The sequence below is a fragment of the Paramicrobacterium agarici genome, assembly GCF_002563955.1.
GTDB lineage: Bacteria > Actinomycetota > Actinomycetes > Actinomycetales > Microbacteriaceae > Paramicrobacterium > Paramicrobacterium agarici.
The window spans coordinates 129,288-145,348 of record NZ_PDJE01000001.1 but is presented as its reverse complement, the minus strand read 5'-3'; the positions used below and the strand labels follow the sequence as shown (position 1 = coordinate 145,348).

Sequence of the window (16,061 nt, the reverse complement as noted above, 5' to 3'; positions counted from 1 at the left end):
ATGTCGACAATGACCCAGCACCTCACCGTTCCCGCGGGCGGCCGCTCCGCAGCATCCATCGCCCCCGCCAAGCGCAGAAAACTCGGCCCGGCCGGCATCAGTGCACTCGTCGTGCTCATCGTGCTCGCCGCCGCGTGGCTGCTGCCCTTCTTCTGGGCCATCGTCACATCGCTCAAGAGCGAGACGGATGCTGCCTCGGCGACGTTGTGGCCCGCGCACGGATTCACGTTCGACGCGTACGCCAAGGTGCTCGCCGAGGGCAACGTGCCCATCTGGGCGTGGAACAGCCTCTTCACGTCGGCGCTCATCACGGCCATCACCGTTCTCACCTCCGCCCTCGCGGCCTACGCGTTCTCGCGCATGCGCTTTCGCGGGCAGAAGTGGGCGTACATCGTCGCCATCGCAGCGATCGCGGTTCCGCCGCAGGTGCTCATCGTTCCGCTGTTCTACGAGATGCTCGCCATGAACTTCGTCGACACCTACTGGGGTCTCATTCTTCCGCAGGCGGTGCAGCCGATCATCGTGCTGATCCTCAAGCAGTTCTTCGACCAGATCCCGATCGAGCTCGAGGAGGCGGCGCGCGTCGACGGGGCGAGCAGACTGCGCGTGTTCACGTCGATCGTCATGCCCCTGTCGCGGCCGATCCTCGCGGCAGCATCCATCTTCGTGTTCGTGTGGGCGTGGAACAACTTTCTCTGGCCGTTCATCATCATCAACGATCCGCAGCTCATGACGCTGCCCGTCGGACTGCAGACGGTGAAGAGCGCCTACGGAATTCAGTACGCCCAGAACATGGCCATGGCGATTCTTGCCGCGCTGCCGCTCATCATCGTCTTTCTCTTCTTCCAACGCCAGATCATCAAGGGCATCGCGACGACCGGCTTCGGCGGGCAGTAGCCCCTCAGACGCAGCGACGCCCTCGGTGACCAGACCGCAACACACACAAGGAGATACATGACCACCGCCCGCATCACCATCGATCGCGACTTTCGTGTCGGCGACGTGCCCCGGCGCATCTTCGGCTCGTTCGTCGAGCACATGGGACGCTGCGTCTACACGGGAATCTACGAGCCGGGGCATCCTCAGGCCGACGAGCGCGGCTTTCGGCGCGACGTTCTCGAACTCGTCAAGGAGATGGGCCCGACGATCGTGCGTTACCCGGGAGGCAACTTCGTCTCGGGCTACAACTGGGAAGACGGCGTCGGCCCGGTCGACCAGCGCCCGACGCGCATCGACGGCGCATGGCACACGATCGAGACCAACGCGTTCGGCCTGCACGAGTTCGTGGATTGGGCGCGCGAGGCCGACGTCGAGGTGATGGAGGCCATCAATCTCGGCACCAGGGGAGTGGATGCTGCTCGCGCGCTCGTCGAGTATGCCAATCACCCGGGTGGAACGGCGTGGAGTGACATGCGCCGCGCGAACGGCGCAGAGGACCCCTTCGACATCAAGGTGTGGTGCCTCGGCAACGAGCTCGACGGCCCGTGGCAGATCGGCCACAAGACGCCGGACGAGTACGGTCGTCTTGCCCAGGAGGCCGGAAAGGCCATGAAGCTCGTCGACCCGTCGATCGAGCTCGTGGCGGTCGGCAGCTCGAACACCGGCATGCCCACGTTCGGCGCGTGGGAGCACGCCGTGCTGAACCACGCGTATGACGAAGTCGACTACATCTCGCTGCACGCCTACTACCAAGAGCACGACGGCGACGCCAAGAGCTTTCTCGCGACGGCGACCGACATGGACTACTTCATTGAGTCGGTGATTTCGACGGCGGATGCTGTGGCCGCACAGCGCAAGACGAAGAAGCGCATCAACCTCTCGTTCGACGAGTGGAACGTCTGGTACCAGCGCGGCCTCGACACCGACGACCAGCCGCACAACGTCGAGAGGTCCTGGCGCACGCACCCGCGGCTGATCGAAGACGAGTACAACGTGACGGATGCCGTCGTGGTCGGCACGTTCCTCAACTCGCTGCTGCGGCACGGTGACCGTGTCACGATCGCCAATCAGGCACAGCTGGTCAACGTGATCGCGCCGATCCGCAGTGAAGAGGGTGGCCCCGCCTGGCGGCAGAGCATCTTCTGGCCGTTCGCCCGCATGTCGCAGCTGGCCCGCGGCAGCATCCTGCGCACGGCGGTCACGAGCGACAAGGTCGACACCGCGAAGTACGGCGATGCCGACGTGGTCGACGTGAGTGCCACGTGGGACGAAGAGAACGGCACTGTGGCGTTCTTCCTCGCCAACCGCGGGCTCGACGAGCGGTGCGACGTCTCGGTGAAGCTCGGCGGCTTCACAGCATCCGGTATCTCGCGCGCCGAGGTGCTCACGATTCCCGACGGAGGCACGCGACTCACGACGAACACGCAGGACGCTCAGCCCGTCGGCCTGACCCCGCTCGAGGGAGTCACGGCAGACGGTTCGACGCTGTCTCTTCAGCTGCCCGCGCTGTCGTGGGCGGTCGTTGTGGTGGACGTCACCCGCGCCTGAGCGCCGCTCGCGAACGCCGAGGGCCGGGGCGAGGACGAATTCGCGAAAATCGTCCTCGCCCCGGCACTTTTATCCTCTGTTCAGCGCGGTGCGATCGTTAGCGACCGGTCGCATCGGGCTCGCGCGGAACGTCGCCGCGCCAGGCGCCCGACTCGAATCCGTTCGACTCGATGAGCTCCTTGAACTGCGAGAGGTCCTTCTTCACGGCCATGTCATCGGCCTGAAGCGCGGCGCCGATCTTCTCGGTAGCGCCTTCGGGCGACCATGTCATCTCAAGGTGAACGCGCGTCTCGTCATCTGACACGCGGTGAAATGTCACCACGCCGCTGTGCTGCGGCTCGTCCGTCGACCGCCATGCGATGCGCTCGTCTGGCGTCTGCTCGGTGATCGTCGTGTCGAACTCGCGCGTGGCGCCGCCGACGGTGACCTTCCAGTGGTTGTGGAGATCGTCGATCTGGGTGACGAAGTCCACGTTCTTCATGAATTGCGGAAACGACTCGAACTGCGTCCACTGGTTGTACGCGGTCGTCACGGGAACATTGACCTGCACGGATTCCTGGACAGTGCTCATGGAAACCTCCTGGCAATTGGTGTGCGGCACGTGCGGATGGCACGTGTCTCACCGACGTTAAGCGCCGCGTTCTGCGGTGGCCAGGGGGTTGCCCGTCGCGATCCGACCGTTTATGTTCCTTGCGGGAGCGCTCAGTCAGAGTGCGCGGATGCTCCAGCTCGCCGTCGCCGAGGCGTCGGGGTCGAGTTCGATCAAATCTGTGCCCGAGTTGAACGCGTCGGGTGGGCACGTCATGGGCTCTACGGCCAGGCCGATGCGACTGATCGCTGCGTCCGGCTGGTCGGCAGTGTGCACCTGCACCCACGGGCATGCCGCGTCCCACGTCATCGCGACTCCCGCGCCCGACGTGCTGCGCACGGCCACCTCGGTGAACCCCTCGGCGTCACGAGCGAGCTCCGTGAACGCGTGGTCGATGAAGGTGTCGCCGATGACGCGCTGCTCCCGAAAATCGAACGCCGTGCCGTCGACGGGTTCGAGACCTGTGGGAATCAGCCTGTCGTCCGTGACGGTGAGGACGCTGCCGGCCGGAATTGTCGCGCTCCAGTCGTCGACGCGCCCCTCTCCCGCGACCAGGTACGGGTGCGGTCCCGTGCCGAACGGTGCTGCGGCGTCACCGCGGTTTGTCGCGGTGACCGAGCAATGCAGTCCATCGTCGTCGAGGCGGAACGTGACAGAGACGTCGAGCGTGAACGGGTAGCCCTGCTGCGCGATGATCGCCGTGCCGAGCGTGACCGACGACGCCGTCTGCTCGACGATGCCGTAGTCGAGCCATGCGCCGAGACCGTGCAGCGCGTGCCCTCGCTCAGGTTCGGTCAACGCGAGCTGGAGCTCTTCGCCCTTCCACGTGTAGCGCCCATCGACCACGCGATTGGGCCACGGCACGAGCGTTGCGCCTCGGTAGAACGGGCGCATCTCGTCAGCGGAGAACGGCACAATCAGGTCGCGCCCGGAATGCGTGAGCTCGCGCAGCGTTGCACCGATTGAGGCGATGGATGCGGTGTAGGCACCGTGCTGCAGAGTGATGTTTCGTCCGGAAAGCGCTCTCGTCATGGTGTCCATCCTGCCGCATCCTCGTGTGGCAGCCGAACTGTCACATGGCAGATTCATAGCCTTACCCAGCACCGTGTCAGTGCCGGGTGCTTGACTGATCGTCCACCTTCGAATGGCAAGGAGCAACATGCCTAGCAACCCGGCGCCGACGCGCTTGTATCTCGATGTCGACGGTGCTATCAACGCCGACGAGCCGCCGTTCTCCAATGTGAAGTCGACGCGTGTGCAGATCGAGTACGGCGGGGGAATGATGAGCAGAGAGCCCCTCACGTGGGCTCCCGAAGTCGTCACAGAGCTTGACGCCCTTCGCGAGGAGTTCGGGGTCGAACTTGTCTGGCTGTCGACGTGGAACGAGATGCATGCATCGATGACGCGACTCGCGCCAGCGCTTGGCGGTCTGTTCGGAGGTCGGGCGATCATGGATGCTGACGCGGTGAGCTCTGATCGAGGGCGTGGATGGTGGAAGGCCCAGAGCATCATTGCCGATCAGGAATTCTCTCCCGCGCCGTTTGTCTGGGTCGATGACGAGGCCGTCATGGCGCATGGCGGAATGGTCGACGAGGCGACGGCGGGTACGCCATCGCTCAAGCTCACGACCGTGTACGAGCACGGCATCGAGAGGCTGCACCTGGCCCAGATGCGCTCGTTTCTCGCCGAGCAGACTCAGCGGCAGGTCGCCTGAATACGGCGTCGCGCGCCAACCGCTTGGGCGCCATGTGCATGGCTGGGCCGCACCTGGCAATGCCCTTGCCAGAGAACACAGATGCCCATAACGTGACGATATGGCAGAACACGCGGGGCGGGCGATGGTTCTTCCGGTGGACCGGGAGAAGCGAACGGGCGAGATCGGGCCGTGGGTCCGGCAGCTGAACATTGATGAGCTTCGTGAGGAGCTCAGCACCACGATTGCAGCAGTGCGGCGCAAGATCGTGCCCGTGGCCATCGGCCTCGGCATCGCGGCGGCCGGTGCGACGGTGTACGTGATTGCAATGGCTCTGAGCGGTGACGACGATGAGTGAGCACACAGAGCACACAGAGCACGCGGAGCACACGCACTCGCGTCCGAAGCGGCTGCGCTTTCGCAGCATCCGCTTCGCCTATGTTCGCGCCGTGAAGCTGTTTGCTGCCAACAAGTCCACCGATGTCGCGGCAACCCTCACGTACTTTCTTGTGCTCGCGCTGTTTCCGGGCTTGGTCGCCATCGTCTCGGTTCTGTCGCTTGTGAACGCCGACGGATCGGTGAGCAAGGGACTCATCGAGATGCTCAACGATGTCGCGCCGACAGAGACGGCTCAAGCGCTTGAAGGGCCGATCTCGACGATCATGTCGGCGCCAGGGGCGGGCCTCGGCCTCGTTCTCGGTCTTCTCGGTGCGATCTGGTCGGCATCGAAGTACGTCGACGGTTTCGCACGAGCGGCGAATCGTGCGTATGGCGTGGCCGAGGGGCGCAGCTCGCTCCAGCTGCGACTGACGGTGCTGCTGCTCACAGCGGCAAGTGTCGTCGCGATCACGATCATGTCCATTCTTCTCATCGTGAGCGCGCCGGTTGCGCGGCTGATCGGCGACGTGATCGGGCTGGGGGATGCTGCCGTGATGACGTGGAACATCGCGAAGTGGCCCGTGCTGGTACTCGCCGGCATTGGCCTGATCGCGCTCTTGTATTACTACTCACCGAACGTGCGACCATCGCGCTTCCGCCTCGTGAGCCTCGGGGCGGCGACGGCGCTGCTGGTCTGGGCGATCACGACGGTCGGCTTCGTGGTCTACGTGTCGAACTCAGACAGCTACAACGCCACGTATGGCTCACTCGGCGGCATCATCGTCTTTCTCATCTGGTTGTATCTGAGCAATATGGCGCTGGTTTTCGGGGTCGGTCTTGAAGCCGAACTCGAGCGCGCGCGGCAACTGCAGCTTGGCGTCCACGCCGAATACAACCTCCACCTGCCGCTTCGCGATTCGGCGAGGATCGATAAGGACATCGAGGCAGAGGCAAAGACGGTGATCACGGCACGCAAGCTGCGCCGTTCCTTCGAAGAGTGACGACAGGGTGACGCTGCCCGACCTTCGCGCTAGTGAGGTGCCGGCAGGTCTCAGTGCCTCGTCAGGTCTTCGGCGAGCATCACGATGATGCCACTGGGACCGCGGACGTACGTCAGCTTGTACATATCTTCGTAGGACGACACGCCGCGAAGTGGGTGGCAGCCGTGTTTCGCGGCTATCTCGAGCGCTTCGTCGATGTCGTCGACGGAGAATGCGACCCGGTGCATACCGATCTCGTTCGGGCGCGTGGGCTCCGTCTCGATCGCTTGAGGATGGATGTACTCGAAGAGTTCGAGACGACCATTGCCGTCGGGCGTCTCGAGCATGGCAATCTTTGCGTGGTTGCCGTCCAGCCCGACGGCTGTGTCCGTCCACTCACCGTGCACGGTGTCCCGGCCGACGACCGAGAGACCGAGGTCGGTGAAAAAGGCGATCGTCGCGTCGAGGTCGCGAACGGCGATACCGACGTTCTCGAGTTTGATGGCCATGCGTTGCATGCTAATCAGCGGCGATCCTGCGGTGCAAGCATTAGCAGCCCTCGGTTGTCCTGCGCACCTTTGTCGTGAGTTCGGTCAGTTGGGTGAGCTCATCGTCCGAGAGCGCGGCCGCCATGACATCGGTGATCGATTCCATGTGCTTGACGGCGACGGAACGGAATTCCCGATAGCCGAGCTTCGTCATGCGCACAATGGTGCCGCGACCGTCTTTCGCATCCTGGATCTTCTCGACGAAGCCGCGAGCGGCGAGCCGATCGACCATGCGCGAGACACTTGGCTGGCTCAGCAGCACCCGGGAGTTGAGAAGGCGCAGCCTGGCTGACTGCTCGGGTTCACGCGAGAGATTGAACAGAATGTCGTACTCGGTGAGCGACATCGATTGCGTCGGGAACTCTTCGCTGAGTACTCGCATCACCTGGACCTGAGCGCGGAACAGCGACTCCCAGGCATGCACGGCGGTGGCTCTCTGAGACATGGATTTCCTCCTGATGCCTAAGGATAGTGGGGCAAGGGAGGCAGCTGTGACGGCAAAGATCGAGGGCCGGTCGTAGAGGCTTACGACCGGCCCTCTCCCTTGCACCAAGAGTGTCCTGCAATCACATTCCGCGTCAGCTGCCACAGCAAAACAACTGACGCTCTTTGAATATATAACGGAAAGGTAACAGCGTCTAGTTATCTGTTCGTTATTTTTCTGCGAATGTTCTGCTCGCCAACTATCCGCGGCCTGAGCGGCGTTCGGTAGGCTCACGACGTGGACCATCGCTGTGACGTCAACGGAACCGTGCTGTTCCTCGATGAACGCGGTCCGGCCGACGGGCCACCGCTCCTCTTTGTGCACGGCGGCCCGGGAAATTCGTGCTGGGACTTCATGTCCGCCGTTGGCGACGAGCTTGCGGCGCGTGGGATCCGCGTGCTCGGCGTCGATCAGCGCGGAGTCCTCCGCTCCGACAGCCTGCTCGAGGGCGCCGAACTCACGGTAAACGTGCTCATTGATGACTTCGAGGCGCTTCGCCGGGCGCTCGGAATCGACGAGTGGACGATTCTCGGGCACTCCGCCGGCGGCGGATATGCGCTCGACTACGCCCTGTCGCATCCCGACTCGGTCTCCGGGCTCATTCTCGATTGCCCGTGCCTCGATGCTGACGCGACCGACCGCTTTCGCCTTCCGCGGGCGGCAGCTCTCTTGCAGGATGTGGGTAAGACCAGTGAGGCCGAGAAGTGCGTGGCGCTCGCCGCATCCCCGAGGCGCCTCACGGGCGGCGACCGTTCCTGGGAGGTGATGCAGGCCCTCGGCGATCGCTACCTTGATCTCTTCGTGGCGGGCCGGGAGGGCCGCGCTCGCTATGAGCGGCTCATCGGGAGAGCCCCCGAAGATCTCGACTGGGCGAAGGGCGTGTCGCACCTTCCGCTGCTTCACGACATGTATCGCGATCGGACTCCGTCGTTGTCGTCGCTGAGCGTGCCATCGGTCCTCCTGCACGGCGAGGGGGACCTCGTCGCAGCGCCGTCCGTCATCGAGGCCTACCGGGCGGCAACAGGTGGAGATGTGGTGACGATCCCCGATGCAGGCCATTTTTCCTACATCGAGCAGCCGCGGGCCTACGTCGAAGCCGTGGCGGGGTTCATGAATGCACCGAAGCGTCGTGCTGCGTGAGCAGCGGTGGTCAGGTGCGGATCACGCCTGACGGCTACCCGGGAATGCTCGGCGGTGAACGCCGCGCGGGCTGATGGCCGATCAGAACAGGTCGGGCGATGGCGTCGACGCGTGGCGGATCGAGACGTCGGCGTGGCGGTCGAAGCGATAGCCGGCACCGCGCACAGTGCGCACGATGTCTTCGTAACGGCCGAGCTTCGAGCGCAGGCGCCGCACGTGCACGTCGATCGTGCGCTCATTCGGAATCTCACCGTCGTGCGCTGACCAGAGAGCGTTGATCAGCTCAGTGCGCTCGATTGTGCGGCCCTCTCGCAGCACAAGGTATTGCAGCAGTTCGAACTCCTTGTAGGTGAGCGTCGCCGTGGCGTTGTCGAGAACGACGCGCTTGCGCGAGATGTCGATGACCACACCCGCGTGAGCGCGGTCGAGCTCCTCTTCGTCTTCGGCAGGCTCCGCCGTGTTGCGGGCCACAGCGGTCGGCTCCTGCAGCGCGAGGCGCACGACGTCGACATCGCGACCGCCAACTCCCGCTGGTGCGAGCGCGACAGCGGCGTACGACTGAGCGGCGGGAGCGAGTTCGCCGATTGTCGTCTTGATGGCTTCGACGATGGCGCCGAGTGACGTGCCTGCGGCGCGAGCGGCTTCTTCATCGAGGCCGACGTACAGGGCGAAGCCGCGGGGTTCCGGGGCAGCGGGAACCGCGCGGAGAGCACGAGTGCGGTTCTCAACGGGCGCGGTCTGGGGAAGAGCGGCAGCGAGTGACATGAAAGTTCCTTTGCGATGATGGGTACGACTCACCCGGGCCACACCGATACGTGTCGGGGCGGGGTGAGATTTCTGCGGTGTCGAATGGTGGATGCTGACAGCATCCGAAGTATGCGTGCGAGTCGTCAGATCAGAAGCGGCACATTCGACAACACATGACAGCACCGATGCCGGCCATCATCGACCCGGCATTCCCACGGAACTCGATGGAGCTCAGGGTGCGCGTGCTGTGTGTCATGCCCTCAATTTAAGTAGGGCGCGAAATGATGTGTCAAATCATTGCAGTAAATGACGTTTGCTTGCGTAACACTCATGATTCTTCGAGCGGTAACCGATCAAATCGCAGGTTCTTTTACGCGTCTGAGGGCAGGATACTGTCGCTCACAGAAGCTTCGCCGGTGTTCGCCGCCGTGCAGCGTCACCGCTGCCGGCGGCGAACACCTGCCGTCGATGTCGTGCTACGCGGGTGGAAGCGACGTCAGACGAGGCCGTAGAGGCGGTCGCCGGCGTCACCGAGCCCGGGAACGATGTAGCCGTTCTCGTCGAGGCGCTCGTCGAGGGCTCCGAGCACGATCGTCACATCGAGACCTTCGGTTTCGCGCTCAAGGCGTTCGAGACCCTCGGGGGCGCCGAGAATGCACACGGCGGTGACGTCGACGGCGCCGCGCTTGATGAGAAACTGAATCGCTGCGCCGAGGGAGCCGCCGGTCGCAAGCATGGGGTCGAGAACAAAGCACTGCCGGTTCGAGAGGTCGTCGGGCAGCCGCTCTGCGTAGGTCATGGGCTGCAGCGTCTCTTCGTCACGCACCATGCCGAGAAAGCCCACTTCTGCCGTGGGGAGCAGCTTGACCATTCCGTCGAGCATGCCGAGTCCCGCGCGCAGAATCGGCACAACGAGCGGGCGCGGCGTGCTGATCTCAAGGCCTGTCGTGCGGGTGACGGGCGTCTCGATCTCGACCGGCTGCGTGCGAACGCCCCGCGTCGCCTCATACGCGAGCAGAGTGACGAGCTCCTCGGTGAGGGCTCTAAACGTCGGTGAAGATGTGTTCTTGTTGCGCAGCACCGTGAGCTTGTGGGTGATGAGCGGATGATCGGCAACGTGCACTCGCATACTGTTAAACCTACAGCCCGCACAGGCTCATCGGCTCAGCAGAGGGGGAATCCGGATGCCGCTCGGCGTCGACCCGCGACACGACGAGTTCATGGAGCTCGCTCTCGACGAAGCGAGGAGCGCCCTGCAGACGGCAGACGTTCCGGTCGGCGCTGTAATCGTGGACGCTTCTGGGCAGGTGATCGGTCGCGGCCGCAACGCGCGAGAAGCTCGCGCCGATCCCACGGCGCATGCAGAGGTTGAGGCGATCAGGCAGGTGACGGCTGCGCGGGGCGACTGGCGGCTCGATGACGTCGTGCTCGTAGTGACCCTCGAGCCGTGCGTCATGTGTGCGGGGGCGATTCTTGCAGCGCGCATTCCCACGGTGGTCTTCGGCGCGTGGGATGAGAAAGCGGGTGCTGCTGGCAGCATACATGACCTGCTTCGCGACAGACGGCTCACGCACACGGTCGAAGTCGTTCCCGGCGTGCGTGCCGCTGAATGCGCTGAGCTTCTGACGCGCTTCTTCCGCGAGGCGTGACCCCTCGAGACGCGCGCTTTTGTGAGTGCTTGTCATTAAGTGAGAGAAGTTTACAAACTGTCGAGAGTTTGTGAAGATAATTTTCATCACCAACAACCGGAGCGCTTGACGCTCCTTTTCTATGTGTCAACGAGGAGACAGATGAAGAAGCGACTCATGCCGCTGGCGGTCCTCGCGGCTGCCGGCTTAGCGCTCACGGGATGCTCCGGGGGAGGAGCCGGCTCGGACGGCGACACCCTCACCGTGTGGATCATGCAGGGCACGAACCCTGACTCCGACGCGTTCTTCGACGAGGTCGGGGAAGCGTTCAAAGAAAAGACCGGCGCCGACCTCGAGGTCGAGTATGTGCAGTGGGCTGACGCTCACGACCGGTTTGTGACGTCGATTGCCGGCGGCACGACGCCCGACGTCGCCGAAACGGGTACGACGTGGACAGCGGAGTTCGCCGACGCTGGAGCGCTCCTGCCGATCGGAGACAAAGTCGAGGAAGCCGGACTCGGAGACGACCTGGTCGACGGGCTCGTCGAATCGGGCACCTACGACGGTGAACTCTACGGAATGCCCTGGTACGCGGGCGTTCGCTCGCTGATCTATCGCAGCGACGTGTTCGACGAGCTCGGGCTCGAAGCACCCACGACATGGGACGAGATCGTCGCGGCGGGCAACGCCATCAAGGAGGCAAAGCCCGACATGGTTCCGTTCGCGGTTCCCGGCGACGCCGAGTTCGGCGTCTACCCCTGGGTCTGGGGCGCGGGCGGCGAGATCTCGGTTGAGAAGGACGGAAAGTGGGAGTCGCAGCTGGCCAGCCCTGAATCGCAGGAGGGCATCGCCTTCTACACGGGACTCGCGACCGAGCACGACTTCTCGTCTGCAGGCGCGACGACCTGGAACGAGACCGACGTTCTCGACAACTTCACGCAGGGCAACGTCGCCATGGCGCTGCAGGGGTCGTGGACTCCCGCGACGATCATTCAGGACAACCCCGATCTTGAGGGCAAGTTCGCTGCGGCGCCGATTCCCGGGCAGGACGGCGGCATCGCTCCCTCCGTGCTGGGCGGCTCGCACTTGAGCATCTTCAACACGACGAAGAACGAAGACCTTGCGTTCCAGTTCGTCGAGATGATGACGACGGGGGAGTTCGCCGAGAAGTGGGGCGAGCAGACCGGGTACTTCCCCGGACAGACTTCGCTTCTCGAGAAGTCCATGGAGTCTGACGACCCGCTCGTCAAGCCGTTCGCGACGCAGATGGTCGACGGCGGAGGCTCCGTTCCCGTGACGCCGACGTTCGGTGCCGTTCAGGCGAAGAAGACGGTCAACGCCATGATCCAGGCCATTCTTTCGGGTCAGAAGACCGTTGAGCAGGCAACGGAGGATGCTGCTGCAGAGATGGACAGCATCATGAACGAAGAAGGGTAATCCTTCGTGGCGGTAACAACACCACACACGGCTGCGGGCGGGCGACACCGTCCGCCCGCAGCACCGCCGCGGCGTCGCGCACCGCTCGCCGCGCGCACACGCCCCTGGCTCTTGCTGGCCCCGGCGCTCATCGTGCTGGCGGGCCTTCTGCTCTGGCCGCTCATTCGCGTCTTTCTGTTCTCGCTGCAGGACTATGGTCTGCGTGAGATCGTCAGCGGCGAGCCCAATTGGATCGGCTTCGCGAACTACGCAGAGATCTTCGGTGACAGCCAGCTGTGGACCGTCGTTCTTCCTAACACGGTCGGGTTCGCCGTCGTCGCTGTCGTGGGAACGGTTGTGTTCGGCACTCTCGTCGCCCTGCTTCTGCAATCACTCGGTCGCGTGTGGCGTCTCATTGTCGGCAGCGCGATCATGGTCGCGTGGGCAATGCCCGCGGTCACGGGCACCTACGTCTGGATCTGGATCTTCGACGCCGACCATGGCCTCGTCAACGCCATCCTGCAGGGCGTGGGCTTCATGAATGAGCCGTTCAACTGGTTTACCAACCCGGTGACGTTCTACGCCATCGCCGTCATCAACATCATTCATCACGGCTTCCCCTTCGTCGCGGTCACCGTGCTTGCGGGCCTTCTGGGAGTGCCGAAGGCGATGCTCGAGGCCGCCGAGATGGACGGCGCCGGCCCGGTCCGCCGCTTTTTCCAGATCATCTTCCCGAGCCTCAGGCAGGTCTTCGCCGTCGTCTTCATTCTGTCGACGATCTGGGACTTCAAAGTGTTCGCGCAGATCTACCTCATGCCGGGCGGCTCCGGCTCCAATCGCGAAGTGCTCAACCTCGGCGTGTGGTCGTACGTCGAATCGTTCGGGCAGAACCGCTACGGCTTCGGGTCGGCGATCGCGGTGCTTCTCACGCTGCTGCTTCTCGTGGTGACGGCCATCTACGTGCGATTCCTGCTGAAGGAGGACGAACTGTGAGGCGCAAAAGTCTCGGACGCACCATCACAAAGGGCGTCCTCGTCACGCTGCTGCTCATCTTCACCCTCTTTCCGGCCTACTGGATGGTCTCAAGTGCGTTCGACGCGAGGGCCTCGAGCGGCGGGCAGTCTCTGCTGCCTGCCGAGTTCTCGCTCGTCAACTTCGAGTTCGTGTTCACCGAGGGGAACTTCGGCCGCTTTCTCGCGAACTCCGCCATCGTCGCCCTCTTCACGGTGTTGATCTCCGCGGCGCTCGCGCTGTTGGCCTCGGTCGCCGTCGCGCGATTCCGGTTCCGGTTTCGCACGGGGGTGCTCATGATGATCCTCGCGGTGCAGATGGTCCCGCTCGAGGCACTCGTGATTCCGCTGTTCGTGCAGGTACGCGATCTGCAGCTGCTCGGCACACTCACGGGACTGATCGTCGTCTACCTGGCGTTCTCGCTCCCGTTCGGCATCTGGATGCTGCGCGGCTTCGTCGCCGCGGTGCCCGTCGAACTCGAAGAGGCCGCGTATCTTGACGGCGCCAGCTGGGGTCGCATGTTCCGCTCCGTGCTGCTGCCGCTCGTGGCCCCAGGGCTCGTCGCGACAAGCATCTTCTCGTTCATCACCGCCTGGAACGAGTTCATCTTCGCCATGACACTGCTCGGCGGCGAAGACCAGAGCTATACCGTGGCCATCGGACTCAAGCAGTTCTTCGGGCTGCACTCCAACGACTGGGGCGCCGTCATGGCAGCATCCACGGTGATCACGATTCCCGTCATGATCTTCTTCATTCTGGTGCAGGGCAAGCTCTCGAGCGGTCTCGTCGCCGGCGCGGTGAAGGGATGAACCAGACGCCTGAGCCCGGAGGGCGACAGTGAAGGTCGCCGTTGCGCATTCGGGCACCTCGGCCGATGCCATCGACATCGCACGTGTCGATATCGTCGTGGACCAGTCGGGTGTCATCGACCTGACGCCCGAGGTGCTCACCAGCGTGCCGTGGCCCGAGCCGCTGCGTCGTCGCATTCTCGATGCTGCACTCGGGGCGCCGGTGGGCATTGGCGAGATCGCGCGCCTCGACATCGACATCGCTGAGGCGTTCGCGGATGCTGTCGCAGAGGCCGCATGCGGCGGCGCCGAGCTTGTCGTCGCACCCGGTCAGACCGTCTACCACTGGGTCGAGGGCGGCCGTGCGCGGGGGACGCTGCAACTTGGGCGCAGCGCCGTGATCGCCGAGCGCACGGGAGCCGCGGTGATCTCGGATCTGCGTGCCGCCGACATCGCAGCGGGCGGCAACGGCGCGCCGCTCATGCCCGTCTTCGACGCCGCATGGCTCGGTGGCGAGGCACGTCGCGACAGCGCGCCGATCGCCACGCTCAACCTCGGCGGGATCGCGAACGTCAGCCGCGTCGAGACGGACGGCACGGCAACGGGCTGGGACACCGGCCCCGCGAACGGATTGCTCGACGCGGTCGTCGCGCGAGCGACGGCGGGGGTCGACGCATACGATGCGGCCGGTTCGCGCGCAGCATCCGGATCTGTCGATCATGCGCTTCTGAATACCTTGTTGAGGCACCCGTACTTCGGGCAGCTGCCGCCGAAGAGCACGGGAAGGGAGACGTTCGACCTCGCCGTCATCGACGATGCTCTGGCGGCGATCGGACACGAGGTCTCGCTCGAGAGTCTGCTCGCGACGCTCGTGCAGCTCACGGCGCGCTCGGTCGCGGAATCGCTTGCGCGGTCGGGGGCCGTGCGCACACTCATTGCCTCGGGCGGCGGCGTGTACAACCGAGCGCTCATGACAGCGCTCCGCGATGCGCTCGCCGACGACGGCTGCACGCTCGTCTCGAGCGCCGAACGGGGAGTCGATCCCGCGCACAAGGAGTCTCTGCTCTTCGCGCTTGTGGGATACTTCGGGGCACACGGGTTGCCCGTCACGCTAAACCGGAACGTCGGAGCTCGAGTAGCGGGAACGATCACGCCGGCGGGGTGGGCACCGCGCGTCGCGGTGGGCAGAGTCGCCGGGCTGCGAATTCGAGAGAGGAAGACCGCATGATCGAGGGGCGAGACGTCGGAGAGTCTGTTCATCGCGAGATCGGCGGGCTCGCCACCGAGCGCGTGAACGATGACTACGCGCGGCTCGACGAGCTGAGCACGCCCGAGCTCGTGCGGGCGATGAACCGCGAAGACGCCTCGGTCGCGGCGGCGGTGGCTCGCGTCGATGCCGCGATCGCCGAGGCCGTCGACGCCATTGCCCAGCGCATGCGCCGCGGCGGGCGGCTGCTCTATGTCGGCGCGGGAACGCCCGGGCGGCTCGGTGTTCTCGACGCGAGTGAGATTCCTCCCACGTTCGGTCTCGATCCCGACCGTGTTGTCGGTGTCATCGCCGGGGGTGACGGCGCGATTCGCACCGCCGTCGAAGGGGCAGAAGACGACGCAGAGCTCGGTGCTTCCGACGTGGCTGCGCGCGACGTCGGTGCGTTCGATACGGTCGTCGGCGTCTCAGCATCCGGTCGCACCCCCTACGTGCTCGGTGCCGTGGCCGAAGCACGCGAACGAGGTGCGTTCACCGTCGGGGTCGCGTGCAATGCAGAGTCAGCACTCGGTGCCGCGGCGCACACGGCGATCGAGGTCGTCGTTGGTCCCGAGATCATCTCGGGCTCGACGCGTCTCAAGGCGGGAACCGCGCAGAAGATGGTGCTCAATATGTTGAGCACTCTGACGATGGTGCGTCTGGGCAAGACCTTTGGAACGCTCATGGTCGACGTGCAGATTACGAACGAGAAGCTGCGGGCTCGCGCCGAGAGAACGATCATGCGCGCGACGGGATGCGACAGGGAACGAGCCGCTGAGCAGCTGGATGCTGCGGACGGATCCGTGAAGACGGCGATCGTCGCCGTTCTCGCAGGAGTCTCCGCAGCACAGGCACGCGCCGCGCTGCACGAGGCCGACGGTTTCATCAGGGATGCTCTCGCGCACTCGAGTGCGACGAGCAACTGA

At 64.4% G+C, this 16,061-nt stretch carries 18 protein-coding genes; 12 read left to right on the top strand and 6 right to left on the bottom strand.

The window, feature by feature from the left end; all coding sequences use genetic code 11:
* A complete protein-coding gene (locus ATJ78_RS00720; RefSeq protein ID WP_098405854.1) occupies nt 1-897 on the top strand; it encodes a carbohydrate ABC transporter permease in 897 nt (298 codons plus the stop codon).
* A 57-nt stretch (nt 898-954) separates the two neighbouring features.
* A complete protein-coding gene (gene arfA, locus ATJ78_RS00715; RefSeq protein WP_098405853.1) occupies nt 955-2,487 on the top strand; it encodes an arabinosylfuranosidase ArfA in 1,533 nt (510 codons plus the stop codon).
* 97 nt (nt 2,488-2,584) lie between these two features.
* Here the strand turns inward: arfA and ATJ78_RS00710 are convergent, their stop codons facing one another.
* Both ATJ78_RS00710 and ATJ78_RS00705 read right to left on the bottom strand, forming a co-directional pair.
* The gene (locus ATJ78_RS00710; RefSeq protein ID WP_098405852.1) at nt 2,585-3,058 is read right to left on the bottom strand and encodes an SRPBCC family protein; all 474 of its coding nucleotides are present in this window, start codon (nt 3,056-3,058) and stop codon (nt 2,585-2,587) included.
* A 135-nt stretch (nt 3,059-3,193) separates the two neighbouring features.
* Nucleotides 3,194-4,108 carry an aldose 1-epimerase family protein gene (locus ATJ78_RS00705; RefSeq protein ID WP_098409120.1) on the bottom strand — a complete coding sequence of 305 codons (915 nt, stop codon included), beginning with the start codon at nt 4,106-4,108 and terminating at the stop codon, nt 3,194-3,196.
* A 127-nt stretch (nt 4,109-4,235) separates the two neighbouring features.
* On the opposite strand from ATJ78_RS00705, the gene ATJ78_RS00700 reads away from it, so the two are divergent.
* The 3 genes from ATJ78_RS00700 to ATJ78_RS00690 all read left to right on the top strand — a co-directional run bounded on the left by ATJ78_RS00700 (nt 4,236) and on the right by ATJ78_RS00690 (nt 6,148).
* Nucleotides 4,236-4,790, top strand: coding sequence for an HAD domain-containing protein (locus ATJ78_RS00700; RefSeq protein ID WP_098405851.1), 555 nt, complete (start codon nt 4,236-4,238; stop codon nt 4,788-4,790).
* A gap of 100 nt (nt 4,791-4,890) precedes the next feature.
* Nucleotides 4,891-5,127, top strand: coding sequence for a hypothetical protein (locus ATJ78_RS00695; RefSeq protein WP_141897492.1), 237 nt, complete (start codon nt 4,891-4,893; stop codon nt 5,125-5,127).
* A complete protein-coding gene (locus ATJ78_RS00690) occupies nt 5,120-6,148 on the top strand; it encodes a YihY/virulence factor BrkB family protein (protein WP_141897491.1) in 1,029 nt (342 codons plus the stop codon). The genes ATJ78_RS00695 and ATJ78_RS00690 overlap by 8 nt, the downstream gene beginning before the upstream one ends.
* A gap of 50 nt (nt 6,149-6,198) precedes the next feature.
* Here the strand turns inward: ATJ78_RS00690 and ATJ78_RS00685 are convergent, their stop codons facing one another.
* Both ATJ78_RS00685 and ATJ78_RS00680 read right to left on the bottom strand, forming a co-directional pair.
* Nucleotides 6,199-6,636, bottom strand: coding sequence for a VOC family protein (locus ATJ78_RS00685; RefSeq protein ID WP_098405848.1), 438 nt, complete (start codon nt 6,634-6,636; stop codon nt 6,199-6,201).
* Between the two features lie 40 nt (nt 6,637-6,676).
* Nucleotides 6,677-7,120 (bottom strand): MarR family winged helix-turn-helix transcriptional regulator, encoded by a 444-nt coding sequence (locus ATJ78_RS00680; protein ID WP_098405847.1) that lies wholly within the window; start codon nt 7,118-7,120, stop codon nt 6,677-6,679.
* 276 nt (nt 7,121-7,396) lie between these two features.
* Between ATJ78_RS00680 and ATJ78_RS00675 the strand changes: the two genes are divergently transcribed.
* Nucleotides 7,397-8,299, top strand: a complete 903-nt coding sequence (locus ATJ78_RS00675; RefSeq protein ID WP_098405846.1) for an alpha/beta hydrolase — start codon at nt 7,397-7,399, stop codon at nt 8,297-8,299.
* Nucleotides 8,300-8,380: 81 nt separating this feature from the next.
* Here the strand turns inward: ATJ78_RS00675 and ATJ78_RS00670 are convergent, their stop codons facing one another.
* Nucleotides 8,381-9,064 carry a winged helix-turn-helix domain-containing protein gene (locus ATJ78_RS00670; RefSeq protein WP_098405845.1) on the bottom strand — a complete coding sequence of 228 codons (684 nt, stop codon included), beginning with the start codon at nt 9,062-9,064 and terminating at the stop codon, nt 8,381-8,383.
* Between the two features lie 478 nt (nt 9,065-9,542).
* Nucleotides 9,543-10,175 (bottom strand): uracil phosphoribosyltransferase, encoded by a 633-nt coding sequence (gene upp / locus ATJ78_RS00665; protein ID WP_098405844.1) that lies wholly within the window; start codon nt 10,173-10,175, stop codon nt 9,543-9,545.
* Nucleotides 10,176-10,230: 55 nt separating this feature from the next.
* On the opposite strand from upp, the gene ATJ78_RS00660 reads away from it, so the two are divergent.
* The 6 genes from ATJ78_RS00660 to murQ all read left to right on the top strand — a co-directional run bounded on the left by ATJ78_RS00660 (nt 10,231) and on the right by murQ (nt 16,061).
* Nucleotides 10,231-10,695 carry a nucleoside deaminase gene (locus ATJ78_RS00660; protein WP_098405843.1) on the top strand — a complete coding sequence of 155 codons (465 nt, stop codon included), beginning with the start codon at nt 10,231-10,233 and terminating at the stop codon, nt 10,693-10,695.
* A gap of 141 nt (nt 10,696-10,836) precedes the next feature.
* Nucleotides 10,837-12,111 (top strand): sugar ABC transporter substrate-binding protein, encoded by a 1,275-nt coding sequence (locus ATJ78_RS00655; protein ID WP_098405842.1) that lies wholly within the window; start codon nt 10,837-10,839, stop codon nt 12,109-12,111.
* A 6-nt stretch (nt 12,112-12,117) separates the two neighbouring features.
* The gene (locus ATJ78_RS00650; protein WP_098405841.1) at nt 12,118-13,083 is read left to right on the top strand and encodes a carbohydrate ABC transporter permease; all 966 of its coding nucleotides are present in this window, start codon (nt 12,118-12,120) and stop codon (nt 13,081-13,083) included.
* Nucleotides 13,080-13,910 carry a carbohydrate ABC transporter permease gene (locus ATJ78_RS00645; RefSeq protein ID WP_245836153.1) on the top strand — a complete coding sequence of 277 codons (831 nt, stop codon included), beginning with the start codon at nt 13,080-13,082 and terminating at the stop codon, nt 13,908-13,910. The genes ATJ78_RS00650 and ATJ78_RS00645 overlap by 4 nt, the downstream gene beginning before the upstream one ends.
* Nucleotides 13,911-13,938: 28 nt before the next feature.
* Nucleotides 13,939-15,117 carry an anhydro-N-acetylmuramic acid kinase gene (locus tag ATJ78_RS00640; protein ID WP_098405840.1) on the top strand — a complete coding sequence of 393 codons (1,179 nt, stop codon included), beginning with the start codon at nt 13,939-13,941 and terminating at the stop codon, nt 15,115-15,117.
* Nucleotides 15,114-16,061 carry an N-acetylmuramic acid 6-phosphate etherase gene (murQ, locus tag ATJ78_RS00635; protein ID WP_098405839.1) on the top strand — a complete coding sequence of 316 codons (948 nt, stop codon included), beginning with the start codon at nt 15,114-15,116 and terminating at the stop codon, nt 16,059-16,061. The genes ATJ78_RS00640 and murQ overlap by 4 nt, the downstream gene beginning before the upstream one ends.